This is a genomic window from Idiomarina sp. D18 (assembly GCF_057748155.1).
Genome location: NZ_CM173240.1, coordinates 643,705 through 666,319, shown reverse-complemented (window position 1 = coordinate 666,319; position 22,615 = coordinate 643,705). Strand labels below are relative to the sequence as shown.

Here is a 22,615-nt window from a genome sequence, read left to right as displayed (position 1 = left end):
CTATTCTTTTACGGGTACAAACTCCTGCGTAGCAAACTGTGTTGGTCGCTTGAGTTGATCAAATTGGCGCACATAGTCGGCGAAGGCTTGTGCATAGTCGATACCGGTATTGTGGGCTCGACCTCGGTCAGACAAAGTTAAAAAGGTTTTATAGCCACTTTGTCCACCAGCAATGTAACTATTAGTCACCACGCGATAGGTATCCCGTGGTCGTACGGCTTTCCAAGTTTGCTGCTCGTCATCCCACACTTTGATGTCGGAAATACGGTCGCCAAAGCCTTGCTGTAAGTTAATTGAGTACTGAATGTTCGCACCGTAAGGATAGGCACCGATATTATCGTCACCCGTTACGGCAAAATTCAGAGCCTCTTCCAAGACTTGCTTTAACTCAGAACCACTGATCTCGATCGTCATCAACGTATTGCCGTACGGTAATAACTTGTATGCATCACCTACGGTAAAGGTGCCTGGCTCGATATCGCCACGTGACCCATCACCGTTTTGAATCGCAAAATCAGCGTCAGGCGCTGCGGCTAAGAAAGATTCGGCAATTAAACGTTGCAAGCCTGAACTTTGTTGCTGCCCACACTCGGCACGACGTGGTGTGCCAATGGGTTGCGTACAAATGCGCTGTGGCACCTTAGCTAAGACTTCATTTGCAAACGCGTCAATCTGTTGTTGGTACGTATCCAACCACGCTTGCTGCTGTGTATCGGGTTCTATGCGCGTAAAAACGCCCGATTGGTCCAACGCATCAAGTACCGGCTGTACGGTCGTTACTGCGCCCGCCTTGGGCTGTACATCAGAGCCAATCAAATAGTGCGGACGCCCCGAGCAACTTGCCACCCGATCACCATCAAAGGTGACGTGTAGCTCACCGACTACCTGACTGTATTTATACGCATGTGCGATACAAACCGGATCGCCTTCCGCGTTGGTCACCTGCGTTGGGTAAGCACCGTCGGCATCGATACCGAACGCGCTAAAATCCCCGAGCAAAGTGTGCGAATCACCACCAATAATAACATCCACGCCCGGCAACTTGCCGGCGAAGTCGATATCATTTTGGTATTGCACATGCGTTAATAGAATAATCTTTTCAATACCCTGCGCCTGCAGTGCCGCAACGCTACGCTGAGCAGCGGCTAATTCATCGGTTAACCGTGTGGTTTTATCCGGGTGCGAGGTTTGCATGGTGCGCTGGGCGATCGTTAAACCAACCAGCCCAAGCGACTGCCCATTACGCTGAATAATCGTATAAGGCTGAAAAGAATCCGTTGCCGTTTGCGGTGTTAACGGCGAAACACCAATTTCGGGTTCAATATTGGCGGACAACTTGACGGTATTACAGCGCGTCGTTCCAAGCTGATCTAAAAAGGTTTTTAATCCAACATCCCCGGTATCAAATTCATGATTCCCAATGGTGAACGCATCAAAGCAGGTATCGTTCATAAAGCGCGCATCGGCGGCGCTGCCCAAGCGTTTGAAAAACACGCTACCGGTAATCGCATCGCCCGCATGTAATGTCAGGACGTTTTGATTGTTCTGTCTAATCTGGTCAATCATCGCCGTCATACGCGGGAAGCCACCCGCTTCGACTTGCCACGCCTGCCCTGCCCAATCAAAGGTTAATTCGCTCGGAGCCAGGTGCGAGTGATGATCGTTAATATGTGCGATAGTCAATTCAAAAGGCTTCGGCGCCGCGGGTTGTTGCGGCGTAGAAGCGCAAGCACCCAACAAGCTGAGTGCCAGCGACGAAATTACAACCTGTTTCATTTTACCAAACCTATTTCGCGTAACCGTTCCATCAGATAGTCATCAGCAGTAATAGGTTCATCTTTTTGTGGATTTTCTTCAGAAATACATGATTCCAACGGTGTAATCATCACATCTGGATTAAAATGCAAAAAGAATGGAATCGAATAACGCGATTTAGCACTGTAAGGCATCGGAGGGTTCACCACGCGGTGAGTTGTTGACGGCAACTGGTGGTTAGTGAGTCGTTGCAGCATATCACCCACGTTACAAATAATAGCACCTTCAATAATGGTGACCGGCACCCAGGTACCGTCCTTCGCCAATACTTCAAGCCCAGGTTCACGCGAGCCCACCAACAACGTCAGTACGTTGATATCCTCATGCGCGCCAGCGCGCACCGACGGTGTCCCTTCATCGATAATCGGTGGGTAATGCAGCGGACGTAAGATTGAGTTACCCAAGTTGACTTTGTCGCGGAAGAAATCTCGCGGTTGGTCTAAAAACACCGCCAACGCATCTAATACCTTGTTGCCTAGTTTATCAAGTTCTTGATAGATTAAGGTCATATCGCGCTTAAACTCTGGCAGTTCCTCGGGCCAGACGTTGGGGAGCAATTGTGGATACGGCGGCTCGCCTTCGAGCTCACGCCCAACATGCCAGAACTCTTTTAAATCGACATGTTTCGCATCTTTTGCAATCTCGGTACCAAACGGTGTATAACCCCGTGCACCACCTTCTCCCGGACGGTGATATTTCATTTTCACATCTTCGGGCAGTGCGAATAGTTCACGGCAGGTATCCAAAGCTCGTTCAATCAACTGTGTATCAACACCATGATTTGTCAGCGCAATAAATCCATATTCTTCGTAGCCGTTACCGACATCCTTGGTAAATGCTTGAAAATCTTCGTCGTAGCGACGCATATCCACGTGGGGAATCGAGTGATTAGTTGATTGCATGGGTACATCCGTAAATTGTCGAAAAACAGCAAAACAAAAGGCTGTATAGTTTAAAAAGAAACCGCTTTAATCACAAGCGTTGAGGGCTTCACGTACCGGTCTAAAACTGCGTCGATGAATGACACACGGACCATGTAGCTTCAATAATTCAAGGTGACGCGCGGTGCCGTAGGCTTTATGGCGATCGAACTCATACTGTGGGTAGGTTTGGTGCCACTCCAGCATTTGTCGATCCCGCTCGACTTTGGCAAGTATCGATGCCGCAGCGATGGTCGGTTCACTGGCATCACCACCCACGACAGCGCGCGCTGGCACGACGAGATCGGGTACACGATTGCCGTCCACGAGCACTTCACTCGGGGCTTCCGGCAGCGCTTCCACCGCACGTTTCATTGCCAGCATTGACGCCCATAAAATATTGAGCTGATCAATTTCATCGACATCACTTTGCGCAATACTCCAGTAAAGCGCTTTTGCTTTTATCTCTTCACTCAAGCGCTCGCGCTTTTTTGCACTCAGCTTTTTCGAGTCATTGAGTCCCTCGATCGGCTGCTCAGGGTCCAAAATAACAGCAGCGGCTACAACCGGTCCCGCGATTGGGCCACGCCCCGCTTCATCTACTCCACAAATCATCGCGTAAAGTCTCTACCTTCGTTTATTAACACTGCGATAACATTTTTCACAGCATTTTAATTTAATCATTCTAACTTTAATAAGAGGATACCATGAGCGATTCTGAAACGCCTACGCCTACGGCAAAACAGTCGCCGAATACCTTGCTGAATCGGTTCCTAGATGGCATCGAAAAAGTCGGTAATAAGTTACCGGACCCGGCAGTGATGTTTTTTGGCCTACTGATTATTGTCGCCTTTGTTTCGTGGGGACTTTCGTATGTCGACTTTGCCGAACGCCACCCCGTCACCGGTGATGCGATCACCATCACCAATCTATTAGCGAGCGATCAACTGACGTCATTCCTCACGGGGATGGTCAATACCTTTATGACCTTTGCGCCACTCGGTGTGGTCTTAGTTGCCATGCTAGGTGTCGGGGTAGCAGAACGTTCGGGTTTTATTAACGTGGGTATCAAATTGATGCTGCGTGTTACACCCAAAATGCTGTTAACCCCCATGCTTATTTTGGTTGCAATCGTCAGTCACACTGCTGTAGATGCGGGTTATGTGCTCGTTATCCCGTTAGGCGGTGTTATTTTCTACGCAGCAGGACGTCATCCACTAGCGGGTATCGCAGCCGCATTTGCCGGTGTCTCAGGAGGCTTTAGTGCGAACTTTGTGCCCTCGGCGATTGACCCCTTACTACAAGGCTTTACCGAGAGCGCTGCACAGATTATTGACCCTTCAGTACAACTGAACCCTCTTAACAACTATGCATTCACAGCGGTGTCTTCATTGGTGGTGGTGGCCATTGGTTGGTTTTTAACGGACAAAGTCATTGAACCACGCCTTAAAAACGTGCCCATTGATGGCGACCAAGAGGATATGCCGCAGCTTGATGATGTCACACCACAAGATAAAAAAGCGTTTAAGACAGCGGTGATGACCATGCTCGCGGGTGCCGCCCTGCTGACCTATCTTGCAGTCATAGACCAGTCACCACTCGCCGACAGCGAGGGCAATCTTGCCAGTGTGACGGCGCCCATATTTGGAATGATTGTACCGCTGATTTTCTTATTCTTCGTGGTACCAGGCATTGTGCACGGCTTTGTCGCGAAAACCTTTACTAACTCACAGGATGTCATCAAAGCGATGTCGACCGCGATGGAAGGTATGGCGTACTACATTGTCATGGCATTCTTCTGCGCACTGTTTATTAAGGCATTCGGGGATTCACAGCTAGGCACGTTACTATCCGTCAAAGGTGCCACCTTCCTCGCTTCATTGGAGTTGTCTGGTGGGGTGACCATGGTGGGTATTGTTTTTCTAGTGGCGTTCATCAACCTGTTTGTTGGCTCATCATCCGCTAAATGGGCGCTTATTTCGCCGATCTTAGTACCGATGTTGATGCAACTCGGTTACTCGCCTGATTTGACGCAGGCCGCCTATCGAGTCGGGGATTCGAGCAGTAATATTATTACGCCGTTATTGCCCTACTTCCCACTGATCGTGTTGTACTGTCAGCGCTATGTTAAGAGTACGGGCATTGGTACCTTAGTCTCCATGATGCTACCGTACTCGATTGCGTTACTGGTTATTTGGTCTATTTTCTTGGTTCTTTACTGGACACTCGGCATTCCGCTGGGCTTTGGCTCAAGCTACGCTTACCCAGCAGCCGGCTAATGACCCACGTTCAAGCGGGCGACAGCGTTCACCACGTTGTTCGCCCCTTGATCAATTTCTTCCATAATGGCGCGAATCTCCTGCATCTGTTCTTCGCCGGTTTGCGCGACCTGCTGGATCGCCGCCATATTTTCAGAAATTCGGGCAGAAACGCCCTCACTCATGGTCATTACTTGACTGATTTCAGCGGTTGCCTGCGTTGTCCGATTGGCCAACTGTCGTACTTCATCCGCCACCACAGCAAAGCCTCGCCCATGTTCACCGGCACGCGCTGCCTCAATCGCCGCATTCAGTGCTAACAGGTTGGTTTGATCAGCAAGACCATTAATGGTCTTTACCGTTTCACTGATTTTAACCGACTGCGACTTGAGTTCTCGCACTACTGCATCCGCTTGCTCGCTCCGTTTGACGATATCAGCAGCCGTGTTCGTATTACGTTGAATACCCTTCATCGCATCTTTAACAATATGCGCCGTTTGTAGCGAAGTACTCTGAGCGATTTCAGCCGCTTCCTCAGCCTGCTGCGAAGCAACGGCTTGCTCGGTTATATCGGTCGCAAACTTAATAATCGATCGCACTGTGCCGGTCTCATCTTTAATCGGATTATAGGTCGCTTCTAAATAAATATTCTCGCCATTTTTGCGATTACGTTTAAACTGACCGGCTTCAAACTGACCTTGGCTCAACTTTTGCCAAAAATCAGGATGCTTTTGATAGAAACTATCATCACAGAATATTCGATGATGCTTACCCTGAATATCCTCGAGTCGATAACCCATAGTTCGGCAAAAGTTATCATTTGCCCACAACACGTGACCTTGGGTATCAAACTCAATAGCTGCCATCGAGCGGCTAATCGCTTCGGTAATCGAACGTTGTCGATTAAGCTGCGCCACCTCGGCGGTGACATCCGAAGCAATTTTCATAATACGATTCACACGCCCCTGAGCATCGCGCACGGGAAAGTAGGTCGCCTCTAACCACAGTTCTTCACCTGTCGGCCGTCGACGCTTAAACCGACCTTTTTTCGCAATACCCTGGGCGAGATCACGCCAAAACTGGCGATAGTCGTCCGAGGCGGCAAGCTCACTATCACAGAATTGCCGATGATGGCGCCCGACGATATCCTCTAATGAACACTGCATCGCGCCTAAAAACACACTGTTAGCATCAATGACGTCACCTGCTGGGGTGAAGTCGATGCGTGCGACGTGGTCATCAATTGCGTCAAACGTCGACTGTAGCTGTGAAGCGACTTGCTGTGTCGTCTCGAGTTGTTGCTTTATTTGCCGATTAAACATACTTTCCTCCGGCATTTTAGAGTATGCACTCTAAAATTTGTGACTAACGATCCTTGCAACTAAGCGATGAACTTATCTCTTAAGCTTTGGATGGATTAAAGGTGATTTCCCACAAGTGGCCATCAGGGTCTTTAAAGTAGGCACCATAGCAATGCCAAGGCTGCCAATGAGGCGGCTTGATAGACTCTGCAAAGGCATGCATAGCGCGATCAAATAAAGCTTCAACCGCGGATTCCGATTCTAAATTAAGACTTTGCATGGTGGTACCCATGCAAGGCGAATGTACGCTATTGATCTCTAATTGGCGATTAAAACTTTCGCGTGGCCAAAGCGCAATTTTGACGCTCCCTTGCGGGGAAAAGAATGCCACCTGCGTGTCATCTTCTCGATTACCTTGCAAACCTTTATTAGGCCAATTAAATACTTGGTTGTAAAACTCAAAACTTCGATTGAGGTCATCGACAACCAAAGTGATGACACTTAGATATCCACTCATACGACCTTTTAAACTCCATTTAAACTAAGCTAGGCACTCACCCCAAAGTGCGCTATTCTCCGCGCCAATCAATTGATTTCCACTAAAGGGGGGGATAATGGAAAACGACAAAAAGGCGTTTCTTTATGCACTTTCCGCTGTGTTGCTATGGTCTACGGTAGCAACCGCCTTCAAGATCACGCTTAACTACCTCTCCCCCCTGCAAATGGTGACCGCTGCGAGTGCCGTTTCATGCCTCGTGCTGACCTTGGTGGCATTTATTCAAGGTAAGCAAGCGCAACTTTTGCTTGAGCTGCGCCGGATGCCTCTTTACTACCTTTTAATTGGTGTGCTCAACCCCACGGTATACTACTTAGTGTTGTTCGAGGCCTACTCGTTGCTTCCCGCATCGGAGGCTCAACCGCTCAATTATACCTGGGCCATTGCGCTCACATTTATGGCAGCGGTATTACTTAAACAAAAAATTCGTAAGCGGGATTGGTTTGCCAGCGCTCTGGGCTATTTAGGCGTGCTGGTGATTGCGACGCGTGGCGATATTATAGGACTTTCATTCAGTAATCTAGAGGGCGTTTTATGGGCACTACTATCGACCTTTCTTTGGGCCTTATACTGGATTATCAATACCAAACGTAACGCTGATTCGGTCGTACAGTTAGTGCTTGCTTTCGGTTTATCGCTTCCGTTCTTGTGGGTAGCATCAGTATGGTTTGACGATTGGAGCGGGATCCCATGGCAAGGATGGCTGGCAGTGAGCTATGTCGGCTTATTTGAAATGGGTATTACCTTTTTGCTGTGGATGAGCGCAATGAAAACCGCAACCAATACATCACTTATTAGTAATTTGATATTTTTATCGCCGTTTATTTCGCTGATTTTACTCAACCAGATCATTGGCGAAACGATTCACATGAGCACTATCGCTGGCTTAGTACTGATTATCACCGGGTTAGTCTTTCAGCGCATTCGCATTAAAAAGAAATCCCTTGGTTAATGACCATTAAAAAAGGCGCTCTGTGGAGCGCCTTTTTTCTAGTCAGTCCCGTTAGACCATATTCACCAGCATGCTGGTAGGATCTTCAAGAAACTCTTGCCAACGCTTATTAAAGCGCGCGATGGTGCCGCCATCGATAATACGGTGGTCGCCTGACCAGCTCACCGTCATCATCTTACGTGCAACCACTTGACCATTCGCATCAAAACGTGGCAACTCTTGTACTTTTCCTAAAGCGACAATCGCTGCTTCGGGCTTATTAATGATCGGCGTTGCCACCGTGCCGCCAATAACACCGATGTTTGAAATGCTGATGGTACCGCCTTTCATATCGGCTTGTGGTACTTTGCCCTCGCGTGCCGCTTGGGTCAGACGTGTCACTTCATTTGCCACATCGATAATACTCTTGTTTTGTACCTGTTTTACATTAGGTACCAACAAGCCGATTTTGGTATCAACCGCCATGCCGATATTGTGGTCGTCAAAATAAGTGACTTCCGTGCAATCATCGTTGACCTGCGCGTTCATGATCGGAAACTCTTTCAGCGCCAATGACAGCGCCTTAATAAAGAACGGCATGACCGTAAGGCGAACACCTTGTTCTTTATATTGCTCTTTGAGTTTTTCACGCAATGCAATCAAGTTCGTCAGGTCAAACTCGTCCGAGTAAGTGAAGTGCGGAATGGTACTGACAGAGTTCATCATCTGCTTCGCCATCGCCGCTTTCACACCACGGATTGCTTCGGTACGCGTACCACCGCTCTGCTGTGCAGGAGTCGTCGTTTGCTGTTGTGTACTCGCTTGTGGTGCTGACTTATCACCTGCGACAAAGTCTTTAATGTCTTGTTTTAACACTCGACCTTTTTTACCCGAACCTGGCACATCCGCGATGTTAATGCTATTTTCACGCGCTAAACGACGCACCGCAGGACTCGCAACGGCCTTACCTTGACGCGCTGGTTGCGCAGGCTCTGCCCCGCCATCAGCCGACTGACTTGGCGTGTTCTTCTGCTGCGCTTGTGCTGAATCTTTAGTCTGCTTGCTTGGCTCAACGCCACCGGCGGGTTGCAGTGCGAATAACGGTTTGTGAACCTCAGCGATATCACCTTTCTTGTGATAAAGCTTAACCACTTTGCCGTCTTCTTTAGCCGGGATTTCAACTGTCGCTTTGTCGGTCATGACTTCGACAACGGGCTGATCTTCTTTGACCTCATCGCCTTCGCTGACGAGCCACTCAACGATTTCGCATTCCACGATACCCTCACCGATATCCGGCAGAATGAAATCAGTGGTTTCAGCATCATCCGAAGAAGCAGGTGCAGCATCGTCAGATGCCGGCGCAGCATCATCAGAAGCATCACCTTCGGCGTTGATGCGGAATAACGGCTCGTGAACTTTTGCGATATCACCTTTCTGGTAATACAGCTTCTCAACAACGCCATCATCCTTCGCAGGAATTTCAACCATCGCCTTGTCGGTCATTACTTCAACAACCGGCTGGTCTTCTTTTACGGTATCGCCTTCGGCTACAAGCCATTCAACAATTTCACACTCGACGATGCCTTCACCAATATCCGGCAGAATAAAATCTTTACTCATGACATTGACCCTTAGTAGTTCATCGTGCGTTTAATGGCTTCGTAGATCTTCAGATGATCCGCCATATATTCTTTCTCATGGCACAATGGATAAGGAACATCCAAACCACACACGCGCGCAATCGGCGATTCAAGATACAAGAAGCATTTATCCTGTACTGTCGCTGCGATTTCACTCGCAAAGCCGCTGGTTATCGGCGCTTCTTGGCTGATAACTAAACGTCCCGTTTTCAACACCGACTCAGTGACGGTTTTTACGTCCCACGGCAAAATCGTGCGCAGATCGATTATTTCACATGAAACACCGTCTTTCTCAGCAAGTTCAGCCGCTTTTTCAGTCATTTCCATTTGTGCGCCCCACGCGAGTAGCGTGATGTCAGCGCCTTCTTTAACCACCTCAGCTTGACCGAGAGGAATCGTGTACTCTTCCTCTGGTACATCACCGGTTGAAGCACGGTATAAGCGCTTAGGCTCCATGAACAGAACCGGGTTGGGATCAAAGATACTGCTCAGCAATAACCCTTTGGCTTCGTATGGGTTACGTGGCATGACGATTTTTAGGCCCGGCGTATGTGCAAAATAGGCTTCCGGAGATTGCGAGTGATAGTGACCACCTGCAATGCCACCGCCATACGGCGTGCGAATCGTTAAACCACCGACGTTAAACTCGTTACCTGAGCGATAGCGGAATTTAGCTGATTCGTTAACGATTTGGTCAAACGCTGGGAAGATATAATCGCCAAACTGTATTTCTGCGACGGCGTAGCTGCCTTGTGATGCCAAGCCATTCGCGAAACCAATAATGCCCTGCTCAACGAGCGGCGTATTAAAGTTACGGTGTTTACCATATTTCTCAGTTAAGCCTGAGGTCGCGCGGAATACACCACCGAAGCCACCAGTGTCTTCACCGAAGCTGTATACGTTGTCGTGCTTAGCCATCGCCAGGTCTAAGGCGCTGTTGATGGCTTGTAGTAAATTCATTTTAGCCATTAGTCCAGTCTCCCCGACGTTTTCGGATAGGCATCCGGATATTTGCGAATGTGTTCTTTAAGTTCTTCAAGCTGTTCTTTAAGCAACTCATTCGGTTGGTCATAAACGTCATTGATAAGTTCATCAATGTGAGGAGCTGGCACTTTCTCGGCCTCTTTCAGTGCTGCTAAAACGCTGGCTTTAACTTTCTCATGCTGACTGGTGATGTGCTCTTCGGTCAACCAACCTTCGTTCAGCATCCACTTTTGCAGACGTTCAAGCGGATCTTTCACTTTCCACTCGTCTTCTTCATCACGCGTACGGTAGCCGGTCGGATCGTCTGAGGTTGAGTGACCCGACATACGATAAGACATCGCCTCGATTAATACAGGCTCGTCTTCTTCAACGGCGAGACGACGTGCTTCTTGGGTTGCTTTCAACACAGCAAACACATCATTACCGTCGACACGGATAGTTTTGATGCCGTAACCAATACCACGGGGTGCGATACCATCACCGCCGTATTGCTCACCTTGAGACGGTGTAGAAATCGCATAACCGTTATTTCGACAGAAGAAGATTACCGGCACTTTATAAACTGATGCCATGTTTAGTGCAGCGTGGAAGTCACCTTCAGATGCCGCACCTTCACCGAAGTAGCAAATAGTACATTTGCCGGTTTTATCCATTTTTTGGCCAAACGCGTAACCGGTCGCCTGTGGAATCTGAGTACCCAGAGGTGAACTGATGGTCATGAAGTTAAGCTCACGACATCCGTAGTGAACCGGCATCTGACGCCCTTTACCGAGATCTTGTTCGTTTGAGAACAACTGGTTCATGAACTGTTCAACGGTAAATCCACGATAAGCCAGCGCGCCTTGCTCACGGTATTGACCCATGATCATGTCGCCTTGGTCTAACGCCGCGGCTGAAGCCACACTTTCAGCTTCTTCGCCACGCGAAGCCAGGTAGAAACTAATACGACCTTGGCGTTGTGCGGCAATCATGCGTTCATCCAAGGTACGGATGAACAGCATAGTGTCATGAATTTTAACGATGAGATCCTTGTCGTACTCTGGCATCTCAACGCCTTTATGTAAGCTGCCGTCTTCTTTAAGAAGCTGCAACATGGGAATAGTTACTGAGTCACTGTCAAACCACTGTGACTGGGTCACTATCTCTGTATTGTGTTTTTTATCCTTGGCCATAACCTTCTCTTTCGGTTTTAAGCAGGGTGTAAATTTGCCGCTACTTTACCTTTACGTAAAGTGTCATGCAAACAGCCCACGGGAGAATATCCAGTGGGCCTAGTGTAAATGGAAACGAACAGTTTTAACAAATATTATGCGGAGATTAGACCAGCTCGAGTGATTCTGTCGGTACTCGGATTACGGTCAACAAAGCGCGTTGCCCTAATGCCACCTGCGCATTGGGGAAAATAATATGTTCGCCATCATGCTGTGCGTAAATATTTTCGCCACCATCTATCGCTAATAGATCGCCTTTATCAAAAGCGGTGAAGTTAGCTACGTCATCGGCGAAATTAAGTTCAAATTCTTCGTGTTGACGATTAATCGTTTGCGCTTCAGCAAACATAAAGTGCTGTTCTGGTTCAAACTCAGGGAAACTAAGCGCTTGCTCACCCACTAGCCGACGCAGCGTATCTTCGGCCGCTTGGAAATCCGCACGATTATTCTCGCCAAATTTTTTCACTTTACCCAGCTCAACGGTAAATGCCTGAGCTCCGAAGGTGTTGTATGAAAAATAAGAAAACGTTGTGGTCGGCTGTTGATTTAATAAAATAGTATCAACACCGCACGCGAGTAAAAACTGCAATTGCTCACGATGATATGGCTTACCGTCGGTAAACGGATGAACGGCAAATTTTTCGCGCTTCGAGTCGCGAATAGCGGTATGTAAATCATAGTGATAACGGCGACGTTCTCCCTGTGGCGCCGATGTGTAAAAACGCTCGCAATAGCCTTCAATTTTTTTCGCACGCTCGCGTTCTTTATTCTGTTGATCACCTTGACTATGCGCACCGCTAAATAGACGGTTCATATTTTCTTCAACAAACCGCTGTTCAATATTAATTGAAGCCGGGTTTGCAATTAGAAACAGAACGCGATGAGCGACTGTCTGCTTACCCGAAATAATGTCTTGAATAATATCGCTGCAAATTTCAATGGGGGCGGTTTCGTTGCCATGAACAGCACACGATAAAATAATATCTTTGTCGCCGGTATGCTTCGGTTCAACAACCAGCACGCCACTGTCCCAAACCGTTAATTGAGTACCGTTATCTAGTGTTTTCTGAAATTGTTCGGGGTAGCCCCACTCATGTTCTCGAGTCCAGTTAAGAAAATTGCTAAACACTTGGTCCACCATCTTACTCCTTCACTTTTTTCCCGGGGACAAACCCTTTGGTCGCAAGCAAATCACGTAATACCCGTGATTTATATTCACGCCGGTACAGTACCCAGACGACGATGGCGCTTGAGATCACCAGCATCACCGGATGCAAAAACCATGACATGTACGCGAGTGCAAAATAATACGTTCTTAAGCCTTTATTATATTCATGACCGGATTGGTCCAATACTTTCGCAGCATGACGAGCAAACTCTTCCCGTTCTTCTTCTGGGCGCTGATTTTGCTGATAATTTACGCTGACACCGAGTAACACTGACACGAAACCAAACTGCCGTATAGCCCAAGTAAATTTGAAAAAGGCGTAGATAAATATAAGCGCTAGCACAGCAAGCTTAAACTGCACCATATTCACATGAGCGGTGGGTGTTAGCGGTAGTTCGTTGAGTACATTTACAAGCTGGTCGGCATGCGCAAGTACGGTAATTACACCCGCCAACACCAGAATGGTCGAAGATGCGAAAAACGTCACTGTACGTTCGACGTTACCGATAAGTGATGCATCGGCAATTTGATTATCTTTGTGCATCACGTTACGCATCCAATCAATACGCAGCTCACACAAAATACTGGACAAACAGTGTGTGGTTTTAGCGCGCTTACGCGCGAACAGAGAATAACCTATCCAGCAAACAAAAAAGAACAACAAAACAATGATGTCGATCATTGATAGCAGCATAGCGTCCCCACACCTGATAATTGTGCCCACATTAATCGGCTTATGTTAACAGTTTATGACAACTTTGATGAGCGCAATTTAAATTTAAACCGTAATGCTACCTCAACCAGACACAAAAAAGCCGAGCACGGAGGCTCGGCCTTTTGCAGCGCATTAAATTAATAATCTTTTAATGCTTCTTCCGTAGTTTCTTCTTTGGGCTTAGGTGGTTTCGCCAAACCATACCAAGACAACATCGTTTGCGTGTTGCGTTTTGCATCATCCAAAATCAGGTAGAGACATGGAATCAGCAACAAGGTAATAATCGTTGCGAAAATAATACCAAATGCCAAGGATATCGCCATTGGAATAACGATCTTCGCCTGTAATGACTTCTCTAGCACGATTGGTAGTAAGCCGAAGAACGTCGTTAACGACGTCAGCGTAATCGCTCGGAAGCGTCGACAGCCCGCATCTAACACCGCATGACGCAATTGCGTACCCTCTTCACGCGCTCGGTTGACATAGTCGACCATTACCAAAGAGTCATTTACCACGACCCCGGCTAAAGCAATGATGCCGAACAAACTCAGGATGCTTACCGGCATACCCAAAATCCAGTGGCCAATAATCGCACCAATAATACCGAACGGAATTACTGACATTATGATAAGCGGCTGGCTGTATGAGCGCAGTGGCACAGCCATCAGCGCGTATACCGCAAACATAGCTAATACGCCACCAATGGCCAATGAACTAGTCGCTTCCGCCTCATCTTGAGTCGCGCCTTGCAAACCAAACCCAACACTTGGATGACCCTCCAAGATCTCAGGTAATTTCACGTTGCGGATCTCTTGCACGATACTAGAGGGCTCAACTTCATCCTTGTTCACGCGAGCTCTCACGTTTACTGAACGCTGACGATCGATACGCGTAATGGTGTCATAACCTTGCGAGTGTTCAATCTCAGCCAACTCGGTAAACGGAATCTCGCCGCCATCCGCTGTACGTAACTTCATATCTTGCAAGTTACCCACCGATTGACGTTGAGATTCAGGGTAGCGCACCATGACTTTAATTTCTTCGTCGCCACGCTGAATACGTTGCGCCTCAGCTCCATAGAAGGCATAACGCACTTGCGTAGCCAACTCGCCAAGATCAATACCCATGGCTTCTGCGAGTGGTTTGGTTTTGAGCAAAATCTCATCTTTGCCGTCACCGAATGTATCTTCGATATCAAACACACCATCGTAAGTCGACATGACTTGCTTCAGCTCGTCCGCTGCAGATTTAAGCTCATTGAGATTTTGTCCCGTCAACTGGAACTCGATATCGAAGCCACTGCCACCGCCAATACCACCCTGGAAGTTAACGGTACGTACACCGGCTAATTCTGGCACGTTTTCGCGCCATTTATTAACAATCGCATAGCCGTCGATCTCACGTTCTTCGCCTTTTTTCAACTCAGCAAAGATAGTGCCGCCGGTATTACCGTTCATCCAAATATTGGTATGACGAACAACACCTGAGCCTTCTTCTTCAGCGATAGTGTCATCGACCGACTTAAGCCCGTTCTCGACCGCTTTTAAGACTTCAATAGTGCGCTCTTCCGACGTTCCTGGCTGCATTTCAATGTTTGCCTGAATAAAGTCACTCGGGATATCTGGGAAAAAGACCCAGCGCACAATCCCACCATTGATTAAGCCAATCATCAAAATCAGCATCCCCACAAAGGTTGCGAGCGTGGTGTAACGATAATGCAAACACTTTTTAAGGAACGGCCGATAATAGCCAGTTACGAAGCGCTGAACAGCGTCGGCAAACCGGTTACGGAAGCGCTGAAAAGCATTCGGTTTATCTTTGCCATCTTTTGAGTACTTCATATGAGCGATATGCGCAGGCAATATCAACTTAGACTCAATTAACGAGAACATTAAGCAAAGGATGACGACCCAAGCAATAGACTCCCAAATCGCGCCCATACCGCCATCCACCATCAGCATAGGCACGAACGCCACCATGGTGGTCAGAACACCGAACGTCGCTGGCATCGCAACCCGCTTAGCGCCACGAACGACGTTGTCTATCGACTTCCCTTTTTCCTCAATCTCGGTATAGGCACTTTCACCTATCACAATGGCATCGTCCACGACGATACCGAGCACTAATATGAAACCAAACAAGGAAATCATATTAATGGATACATCAAACATCGGCAGCGGCATAAGCGCTATGGTGCCTAAGAAACACACAGGAATACCGATCATGACCCAGAATGCCAATCGCAGTTGCAAGAACAACGACAGCATGAGGAAAACTAACAGCCCCCCCATCCACATGTTGTTTAACATGAGGTCGAGACGACCTTGCAGGTAATATGACGAATCCCCCCAATACGCGACTTTTACTTCATCAGGGAGTGAAGCATTTTTACGTTCCGCATAGTTTTTCACCACTTCAGCGATTTTAAGATCGTTCTGATCGCCTACCGAGTTAACCCGCACAAAAGTCGCTGGCTTACCATCGAAACGAGTGAACGCTTCCGTCTCGACGAATCCATCAGTAACTTGAGCGATATCACCTAAGGTTAATCGCGTACCATCAGGACGACTGATCAGAACGATTTTCTCGAACTCATCTCCGACATACGCCTGATTATTAGCTCGTAATAAAATATCGCCGTTGGGCGTTTTGATAGAACCACCGGCGACATCAAGCGATGTACCACGCACTGCATTAACAATTTGCTGGAAGCTCAAGCCATAGCGTTCAAGGTCTTCTTGCGAGATTTCGACCGCAATTTCGTAGTTACGCGCACCGACCACTTCGACTTTGGTGATACCGCCCACTTGCTTAAGATCATCTCGGACTTCTTTAGCTAACTCTTTGCGTTGCCGCTCCGTCACATCACCGTACACAGTCATCCAGATCACGTTGCGGTTAGGTCGCACGCGATAGATGTTGGGCTTTTCAATTTGTTGTGGGAAGTTCGGGATGGCGTCCACCAGCATTTTAACTTCGTCCATCACCACTTGAACATCGTAATCGGGTTCGACTTCGATAGTGACCGAGCCAAGACCCTCTTGAGATCGCGATGTCATCTCCTCAACACCATCGACATCTTCAAGCGCATCTTCGATTAACATGATGACGCCTTGCTCAACTTCCTGAGGCGCAGCACCTGGAAATGGCACCTGAATACTGATTACGTTCAGTGAAATTTCCGGAAACATTTGCTTGCGGACACTGAATATAGACATCGCGCCCGCAACTACAATTAGGAATAATAGCAGGTTAGCGGCAACCGAATTACGCGCGAACCATGCAATAATGCCCTTATTGGTATCTTCTGTACTCATTGTCATGACCTCTTAGCGGTTCGCGTTGCTCGCCGTTTGTTCGTTGCCGGCTTCGCCACTATCCGACTCTGCTGATGGCTGGTTATCGCCTTCTTGTTGTTCTTTTTGTGCAGTCGACTCCATCTGTGACGGGAGCGGATCACCCTCTAAACGAACAGGTGTGCCAGGCAACGGATTAGCTAACTGTGTTAACACGACCTTGTCACCACGCTCCAGTCCGCCACTGATGATTGAATCATTACTCTGGGTGCGAATGACTTGTACGGTACGATGCTTAAGAACACGTTCCTCATCGACAATCCAAACTGAGCTATCTTCGTTGATCGCATAAGTCGGTACACTCATGACATTCGATACCGATTGACCTTCAATCTTAGCATCGACAAAACGACCGAAGCGTAGCGGTGCATTGTGTGTGTTGCCATCAAGGTTGTATGGGTCTTTAACTTCCACAACGCCATAAACAACGCGGCTATTTTCATCTAACACGCCTTCGGTACGCACCAAGCGCCCTTGCCAATCAGTACTGATACCGTTCACCATGGACTGAAGGTGTACCATCGGCTGTTTACCTTCGCTCGGCATATCAAGATACGTCGTATCTAAATCGCTCAGTGGCAGGCGAACTTCGGCGGTACCGGTGCCATATAACATAGCAACTTGACTGCCTGAGCCGACAAACTGACCTAAGTCAGCTTGCTTCGACCGCAAAATAGCATCAAAAGGCGCACGGATTGTCGTACGTTCTAAGTTGCGTTTTGCCATTGCTAAATTAGCTTCAGCTGATTCAACCGCAGAAAGTGCGCTGGCAAGCTGAGGTTTACGTAAACCTAATGCAGGCGCTTCACCGTCTTTAAACATCGCCCACTCTTCTTCAGCGACACGAGCGCGTGCTTTTTCTTCCTCAAGTGCAGACTGCGCTTGTAGCAACTGTGCTTTTGCTTGTTGAACAGCGACCTTGTAATCACTTGGGTCAATCTGCAACAACATGTCGCCTTTGCTGAAAAAGCCACCGGCATTAAAGTTATCAGCGATGTCTATGATCTGACCGCTTACCTCAGAAAGTAACTGAGTGCTGTGCTTAGGTCTTACAGTTCCCTGTGAATCAACAATAAATGTCATATTCTCAGGCTGGACCTCTTTCACCTCGACCATTGGGGCCGGTTTTACGTTTTGTTTTTTCTCGGGAGGTTTACCCATCATACTCGCCAACACGGCGAGTCCGATAAATAGAAGTATAATGACGGGTGGGATAAAGGCTCTTTTCTTAATCTTCATAATTGTCGCTCAGTCAATTGGTTAAGAATATTTTGTTATAGCCTTATTATCGCCGTAATAAATGTAAATTGTTAGCACAGATGTGTTGCTATTTATGAGTTTCGCCCCCTAAGTTGTAACGGACTATTACAAACTCAGCTGAAACCCTTGTTACCCCTCAAGTAACCACCGCTCTGCCGCTTCCACCGCAGCCGGTTTACCACTTAACAACACAACATCATCGACTGCTAACTCAATTTGATCTGTTAAATCAGTCACTTCGACATCATCACGGCGAATAGCTTTAAGCTCTACATTACGTTTAGACCAGTCTAAATCTTCGACCGACTTACCAACCGCCCATGCGTGTTGAGGTAGCGGCACGGCGTGTAAAAATTGTAGTTTCTCTAACCGTTCGGGATCCATATCCGTATGCGAGCCTGGGAAAAAGCCATGCATATCGCCATAGTGGTTACGTCGCTCTTGTTCTAGGCGCGTGAGAATGCGACGAATAGGCACGCCGGAGCGGTTCAGCACGTGCGATATCAACATCAGACTCGCTTCTAGCGTATCCGGCACAACCTGTGAAGCGCCGGCTTCTTGCAACGCAGTCAGACGGCTATCATCGCGGCTTCGCACTAAAATAAAAGCGTCTTCGTTCATGGCACGGATTTCTTTTAGCGTTTTTATCGCATAGGTATCATCGGCATAACTAATCACGATTAATGGCGCATGTTGTGCCCCAACGGCACGCAAGATATCGCGCTTAGCGCTATCACCAAAATAGACTTTCGCGCCCCCTGCCACCGCTTCTTGCACACGCATCGGGTCATTGTCGATCGCGACATGTTTAATACCTTCGGCTTCCAAGAATCGTGATACGGTCTGCCCGACCCGTCCGAAACCACAAATAAGTGCCGGAGCCGCTTGTTCCTCTTCGGATTGATCCGAGTGGATACCTGATGAATCACCTTCATCGTGTGCCAAGAACGCTACCAAAGGTTGTAGTTTTTGAATGACTAGTGGGGTAATCGCCATACTTAACACACCCACACCAATCAGAATGGAACTGATCCGAGGCTCTAAAAGCCCGTAAGACGCCGCCAAAGAGACAAGTACGAAGCCAAATTCACCCATCTGAAACAGCGAAACCGCGGCAGCCCATGCATCACGTCGGTGTTCACCCATCATGCGCGCTACACCTTGAATCAACAATACCTTAATTAGCGCCATAACCAGCAAAGTGGCGACTATCCAGTGAAACTCAAATACCACAGCATGCAGAGACAGTTGCATACCGACGGTGGTAAAAAATAGTCCCATTAAAATGTCACGGAAAGGACGAATATCGGCTTCGAGTTGATGTTTGTACTTACTTTCGCCAAGCATCATACCGGCTAAAAAGGCTCCAAGCGCCATCGACAGACCAAATAAATGCGTCAAACCGCCAGCGACCAACGCCACTAAAAGCGTTGCTAAGACGAATAATTCGTCAGTGCGCTGCCGGGCGATTTCTCTAAATAGGAACGGCAACACCCACTTGCCAATTAATAGGAGTACAGTAATCACGGCAGCGCCTTTTAATAGCGCAAGCAATAGGCTGTAAGCGATATTCTCGCCGCCTTGACCAGCTAACAAAGGAATAGCTATTAATAGCGGAACGACCGCGATATCTTGGAATAACAATACGGCAACGGTCATTTGTCCGCGTCGCGTTGCCGTTTGCGAGCTTTCACTGAGCTGTTTTATCACCACTGCGGTTGAGGAAAGCGCCAGCGCTCCAGCTACAGCGAGTGCGGCTGTTGGGCTATCAAGCAACCAAAGCCCTAGGCCCATGAATAAGGCCAGTGAAACAAGCACTTGAGCCGAACCTAAGCCAAATACCCAACGCCGCATAGCGAGCATTTTCGGTAGCGAGAATTCAAGACCTAACGAGAACAGCAACAGTACAATACCCAGTTCAGCAATCAGGTGATACTCGTTTGGATCGGCTATCCAACCCATTACATCGGGTCCTGCAATCACACCCGCGGTAAGATACGCCAAAATAGCGGGTAGCTTTATGCGCCGAAATGCCCAAACCAGAACCACGGCCACTGCAAGTAACATCAGTAAACTGGCAAATGTACCGTACATAGGCTGCTCCTTATCGTTATTTTCATTCTGTCAAAATAATAACACTGTTTGGATGACAATCGTTTTACTAATTTAACTTTTTGATACTATTACGCTTTTATCTAAGTGGCATAGGTTTTGCTTAAATCTATTTTTATTTCAGTTAAGTCGTCGTCATGTTGAATAAAATAACGATAAAACGAAACGCCCAATGCTGCATGCCACAGAAATTATCGAGTCATCTGTCACGTCGTGAAGATTGGCAACGGTCGCGTTCCCTCTCCGAGCGACTACAAACGACCTTGAACGTTGATGAGTTCTTTATAATCTATGGTTCGCATTTGCATAAGCGTGTGCCTATCCATTCCATCCGCTTCGAGAGCCCATCTCTACAGCACGCTATTGCCCTTTGGCAGGGTCAACCAAAATACCAACATGCGGTGTTGGTTTACGCTGATGATCAGTTACTCGGACAGATGACTTACACGTTCTCACAACCGCTTTCGTTTCTTCAAAAAATGCGGTTAAAAAAAATACACTCACATCTCGTCTTTCCACTTAAGAATTTATTAGCGTTTCACAAAGTGAGTCAACTCGCCGCTCGTGATCCACTGACACAACTATTCAATCGAACTATCGTGCGGTCGCGTATCATCGAGCTCATTCATTCCGCTGAGCAGCATGAGCATACGTTAATGATGATTGATTTAGACAACTTTAAGCAAGTCAATGACAGCGAAGGTCATGATGTTGGTGACGCTATTTTACAACAAATTGCCGCAATCATCGGCGATGAAATTGATCAACATCACACCGCGATAAGGTATGGCGGTGATGAGTTTCTGCTTATATTACCGCACACCTCATTACGTGCCGCTCACGACACGTTTAAACGAATGCAACAACGATTATGCGAACACAGATTGATAAACCGATATGATATTAAACTCAGTGCTGGATCGGTCTGTATTCAACCTTATTTGAGCGCTGAACAGGTGTTAGCGCAAGTTGATGAAAATATGTATGCGGCGAAACATGCAGGTGGCGCACGTCATTTTTATGAAGGACGTAGCGATGTTAGTCCTCATCGCCCTGCTGCATGCTAATGATGAGCGGAGGTTGCTCACCACTTACTTCATTCAGCCATCCGACTCCGGGTAACCACAACCAACTCCCGTAACGAATAATCGGTAATTCTTCTCGTAACCACCACGGAATGCGCGCTTGCTTTAACCACGCCCGAATGGGTTTACCGCCGTCGCGCTCGGGCTGGTATAGTTTGATTGATTTCAATTCCGCAGACAGATCGGTGAGACGGGCTAACACAGGTGAGTTTTCATCTACACGCGCGCCGTTTAATTGCCAAACGAGCTCGCCATAAGGGTGCGGTAACTCCACACGGTGACCTGACATGTGCATCTCTTGGTCAGCGTGTTCAAACCACCACAGCGCATTAGCAAACCTATATACACAGCCGGAGGCCAGGTTAACGGCGACTTTTGCATCATTTGCAGCGCTCAGTGCTTGTTGACAAATTTGATGCAATTGAGCTTGCGACGGCATGCGTTCACATCCCGTCTGGTGTGTCAGCCAATAGCGTATCGCAGCGCGCTGTAGTGGTTCAGAAAAATGAGCAAGTTCCGTTAAACTTAAACCTGTATTTAGCCATGCATGAGAGCACCACGCGTTGTTAAGTTTGTCGGCTAGCAACTCATCGAGTAAAGCATCTTGTTCTGCACATAACGCGGCTGAACGCAGCACACTTTGCCCGAATTGTGGCCAGCGCTGCTCTAATTGAGGTATTACTTTGTGCCTCAGATAATTCCTCTCGATGCGCGTATCGTAATTGGTATTATCTTCTATCCAAGTTAGCTGGTGCTCATGCGCGTACTTCAGGATAGCTTGTTTACTGACTTCGAGTAACGGTCGTACCAGTTTCCGTCGACCAACAAATGGCTGGACCTCAGCCATCGATGCGAGACCTCGGGGCCCACTGCCTCGTTTCAATTGCAATAAAAAGGTTTCAATTTGGTCGTTTCGATGCTGTCCTAGCAAAATGATGGCATTATCTGCCGTGAGTTCTGCTAAACGCTGATAACGCCGCTCACGCCCCATGGCCTCTTTCGATACTCGGTTTTTCTCTATAAAGGTGAGGTCTTCAAAGTGAGACGCCATACCATAACTCTCGACACTTCCTTTAATCGTTTTTGCCCAAGCCGGAGATTGAGGATGAAAATGGTGATCGAGATGGATAGCGAGATATTCGTATTGCGGGTTCGCTTGTCTGAACCGGTTCAAACAGTCGAGTACGGTTTGTGAATCGGCACCACCACCCAAGGCAACAACGAGTTGTTGCCCGGGCACTAGATGTAAGCGCTGTAAACTTTGCTGGAATTTAGAATACAGCGTATCGCTCTTCATAATGGC

16 protein-coding genes and 2 pseudogenes are annotated in these 22,615 nt (G+C 47.8%); 3 read left to right on the top strand and 15 right to left on the bottom strand.

Annotated features, from left to right (window positions below):
- The 3 genes from AC3AP5_RS03180 to rnhB form a co-directional block, all read right to left on the bottom strand.
- Positions 1-1,776, bottom strand: coding sequence for a bifunctional metallophosphatase/5'-nucleotidase (locus AC3AP5_RS03180; RefSeq protein WP_272978211.1), 1,776 nt, complete (start codon positions 1,774-1,776; stop codon positions 1-3).
- Entirely contained in the window at positions 1,773-2,717 is a 945-nt protein-coding gene (locus tag AC3AP5_RS03175) for an isopenicillin N synthase family dioxygenase (protein WP_006955700.1), read from the bottom strand. Before AC3AP5_RS03175 ends, AC3AP5_RS03180 begins: the two co-directional genes overlap by 4 nt.
- A 66-nt stretch (positions 2,718-2,783) precedes the next feature.
- Positions 2,784-3,350 (bottom strand): ribonuclease HII, encoded by a 567-nt coding sequence (gene rnhB / locus AC3AP5_RS03170; RefSeq protein WP_286682702.1) that lies wholly within the window; start codon positions 3,348-3,350, stop codon positions 2,784-2,786.
- A gap of 92 nt (positions 3,351-3,442) precedes the next feature.
- On the opposite strand from rnhB, the gene AC3AP5_RS03165 reads away from it, so the two are divergent.
- Positions 3,443-5,014, top strand: coding sequence for an AbgT family transporter (locus AC3AP5_RS03165; RefSeq protein WP_083404995.1), 1,572 nt, complete (start codon positions 3,443-3,445; stop codon positions 5,012-5,014).
- Here the strand turns inward: AC3AP5_RS03165 and AC3AP5_RS03160 are convergent.
- From AC3AP5_RS03160 to AC3AP5_RS03150, 3 genes and pseudogenes are all read right to left on the bottom strand, one after another.
- Positions 5,011-5,388: pseudogene (locus tag AC3AP5_RS03160) on the bottom strand (methyl-accepting chemotaxis protein); the annotation flags it as partial. The gene AC3AP5_RS03165 and the pseudogene AC3AP5_RS03160 overlap by 4 nt on opposite strands.
- A 162-nt stretch (positions 5,389-5,550) precedes the next feature.
- Positions 5,551-6,315, bottom strand: a pseudogene (locus AC3AP5_RS03155) (PAS domain-containing protein); the annotation flags it as partial.
- Between the two features lie 79 nt (positions 6,316-6,394).
- Positions 6,395-6,811 (bottom strand): VOC family protein, encoded by a 417-nt coding sequence (locus AC3AP5_RS03150; RefSeq protein ID WP_272978545.1) that lies wholly within the window; start codon positions 6,809-6,811, stop codon positions 6,395-6,397.
- A 97-nt stretch (positions 6,812-6,908) separates the two neighbouring features.
- Between AC3AP5_RS03150 and AC3AP5_RS03145 the strand changes: the two genes are divergently transcribed.
- A complete protein-coding gene (locus AC3AP5_RS03145) occupies positions 6,909-7,802 on the top strand; it encodes a DMT family transporter (protein WP_006955706.1) in 894 nt (297 codons plus the stop codon).
- A gap of 51 nt (positions 7,803-7,853) precedes the next feature.
- Here the strand turns inward: AC3AP5_RS03145 and AC3AP5_RS03140 are convergent, their stop codons facing one another.
- From AC3AP5_RS03140 to AC3AP5_RS03105, 8 genes are all read right to left on the bottom strand, one after another.
- Positions 7,854-9,401, bottom strand: a complete 1,548-nt coding sequence (locus AC3AP5_RS03140) for a dihydrolipoyllysine-residue acetyltransferase (protein WP_286682564.1) — start codon at positions 9,399-9,401, stop codon at positions 7,854-7,856.
- 11 nt (positions 9,402-9,412) lie between these two features.
- A complete protein-coding gene (locus AC3AP5_RS03135) occupies positions 9,413-10,390 on the bottom strand; it encodes an alpha-ketoacid dehydrogenase subunit beta (RefSeq protein WP_006955708.1) in 978 nt (325 codons plus the stop codon).
- On the bottom strand, positions 10,390-11,577 hold the full coding sequence (locus tag AC3AP5_RS03130; RefSeq protein WP_006955709.1) for a thiamine pyrophosphate-dependent dehydrogenase E1 component subunit alpha: 1,188 nt from the start codon (positions 11,575-11,577) through the stop codon (positions 10,390-10,392). The genes AC3AP5_RS03135 and AC3AP5_RS03130 overlap by 1 nt, the downstream gene beginning before the upstream one ends.
- A gap of 145 nt (positions 11,578-11,722) precedes the next feature.
- Positions 11,723-12,754 (bottom strand): succinylglutamate desuccinylase, encoded by a 1,032-nt coding sequence (gene astE / locus AC3AP5_RS03125; protein WP_487327293.1) that lies wholly within the window; start codon positions 12,752-12,754, stop codon positions 11,723-11,725.
- A 4-nt stretch (positions 12,755-12,758) separates the two neighbouring features.
- Positions 12,759-13,478, bottom strand: a complete 720-nt coding sequence (locus AC3AP5_RS03120) for a DUF599 domain-containing protein (protein ID WP_006955711.1) — start codon at positions 13,476-13,478, stop codon at positions 12,759-12,761.
- A 158-nt stretch (positions 13,479-13,636) separates the two neighbouring features.
- On the bottom strand, positions 13,637-16,816 hold the full coding sequence (locus AC3AP5_RS03115) for an efflux RND transporter permease subunit (RefSeq protein ID WP_272978541.1): 3,180 nt from the start codon (positions 16,814-16,816) through the stop codon (positions 13,637-13,639).
- 12 nt (positions 16,817-16,828) lie between these two features.
- Positions 16,829-18,094 (bottom strand): efflux RND transporter periplasmic adaptor subunit, encoded by a 1,266-nt coding sequence (locus AC3AP5_RS03110; protein WP_286682565.1) that lies wholly within the window; start codon positions 18,092-18,094, stop codon positions 16,829-16,831.
- A 150-nt stretch (positions 18,095-18,244) separates the two neighbouring features.
- Positions 18,245-20,209 (bottom strand): monovalent cation:proton antiporter family protein, encoded by a 1,965-nt coding sequence (locus AC3AP5_RS03105; protein WP_272978538.1) that lies wholly within the window; start codon positions 20,207-20,209, stop codon positions 18,245-18,247.
- 197 nt (positions 20,210-20,406) lie between these two features.
- On the opposite strand from AC3AP5_RS03105, the gene AC3AP5_RS03100 reads away from it, so the two are divergent.
- Positions 20,407-21,294 carry a GGDEF domain-containing protein gene (locus AC3AP5_RS03100; RefSeq protein WP_487326974.1) on the top strand — a complete coding sequence of 296 codons (888 nt, stop codon included), beginning with the start codon at positions 20,407-20,409 and terminating at the stop codon, positions 21,292-21,294.
- On the opposite strand, the gene tilS is transcribed toward AC3AP5_RS03100, so the two are convergent.
- Positions 21,266-22,609 carry a tRNA lysidine(34) synthetase TilS gene (tilS, locus tag AC3AP5_RS03095; protein ID WP_487326973.1) on the bottom strand — a complete coding sequence of 448 codons (1,344 nt, stop codon included), beginning with the start codon at positions 22,607-22,609 and terminating at the stop codon, positions 21,266-21,268. The genes AC3AP5_RS03100 and tilS overlap by 29 nt on opposite strands.
- Between the last annotated feature and the right edge of the window lie 6 nt (positions 22,610-22,615).

Bases quoted from the DNA above. Each gene is read 5' to 3' on its own strand.
- AC3AP5_RS03135 (WP_006955708.1), bottom strand. From the start codon at position 10,390: ATGGCTAAAATGAATTTACTACAAGCCATCAACAGCGCCTTAGACCTG.
- AC3AP5_RS03130 (WP_006955709.1), bottom strand. From the start codon at position 11,577: ATGGCCAAGGATAAAAAACACAATACAGAGATAGTGACCCAGTCACAG.
- AC3AP5_RS03145 (WP_006955706.1), top strand. From the start codon at position 6,909: ATGGAAAACGACAAAAAGGCGTTTCTTTATGCACTTTCCGCTGTGTTG.
- AC3AP5_RS03100 (WP_487326974.1), top strand. From the start codon at position 20,407: ATGCCACAGAAATTATCGAGTCATCTGTCACGTCGTGAAGATTGGCAA.
- tilS (WP_487326973.1), bottom strand. From the start codon at position 22,609: ATGAAGAGCGATACGCTGTATTCTAAATTCCAGCAAAGTTTACAGCGC.
- AC3AP5_RS03115 (WP_272978541.1), bottom strand. From the start codon at position 16,816: ATGAGTACAGAAGATACCAATAAGGGCATTATTGCATGGTTCGCGCGT.
- AC3AP5_RS03180 (WP_272978211.1), bottom strand. From the start codon at position 1,776: ATGAAACAGGTTGTAATTTCGTCGCTGGCACTCAGCTTGTTGGGTGCT.
- AC3AP5_RS03105 (WP_272978538.1), bottom strand. From the start codon at position 20,209: ATGTACGGTACATTTGCCAGTTTACTGATGTTACTTGCAGTGGCCGTG.
- AC3AP5_RS03110 (WP_286682565.1), bottom strand. From the start codon at position 18,094: ATGAAGATTAAGAAAAGAGCCTTTATCCCACCCGTCATTATACTTCTA.
- AC3AP5_RS03175 (WP_006955700.1), bottom strand. From the start codon at position 2,717: ATGCAATCAACTAATCACTCGATTCCCCACGTGGATATGCGTCGCTAC.
- AC3AP5_RS03140 (WP_286682564.1), bottom strand. From the start codon at position 9,401: ATGAGTAAAGATTTTATTCTGCCGGATATTGGTGAAGGCATCGTCGAG.
- AC3AP5_RS03120 (WP_006955711.1), bottom strand. From the start codon at position 13,478: ATGCTGCTATCAATGATCGACATCATTGTTTTGTTGTTCTTTTTTGTT.
- AC3AP5_RS03150 (WP_272978545.1), bottom strand. From the start codon at position 6,811: ATGAGTGGATATCTAAGTGTCATCACTTTGGTTGTCGATGACCTCAAT.
- rnhB (WP_286682702.1), bottom strand. From the start codon at position 3,350: ATGATTTGTGGAGTAGATGAAGCGGGGCGTGGCCCAATCGCGGGACCG.
- AC3AP5_RS03165 (WP_083404995.1), top strand. From the start codon at position 3,443: ATGAGCGATTCTGAAACGCCTACGCCTACGGCAAAACAGTCGCCGAAT.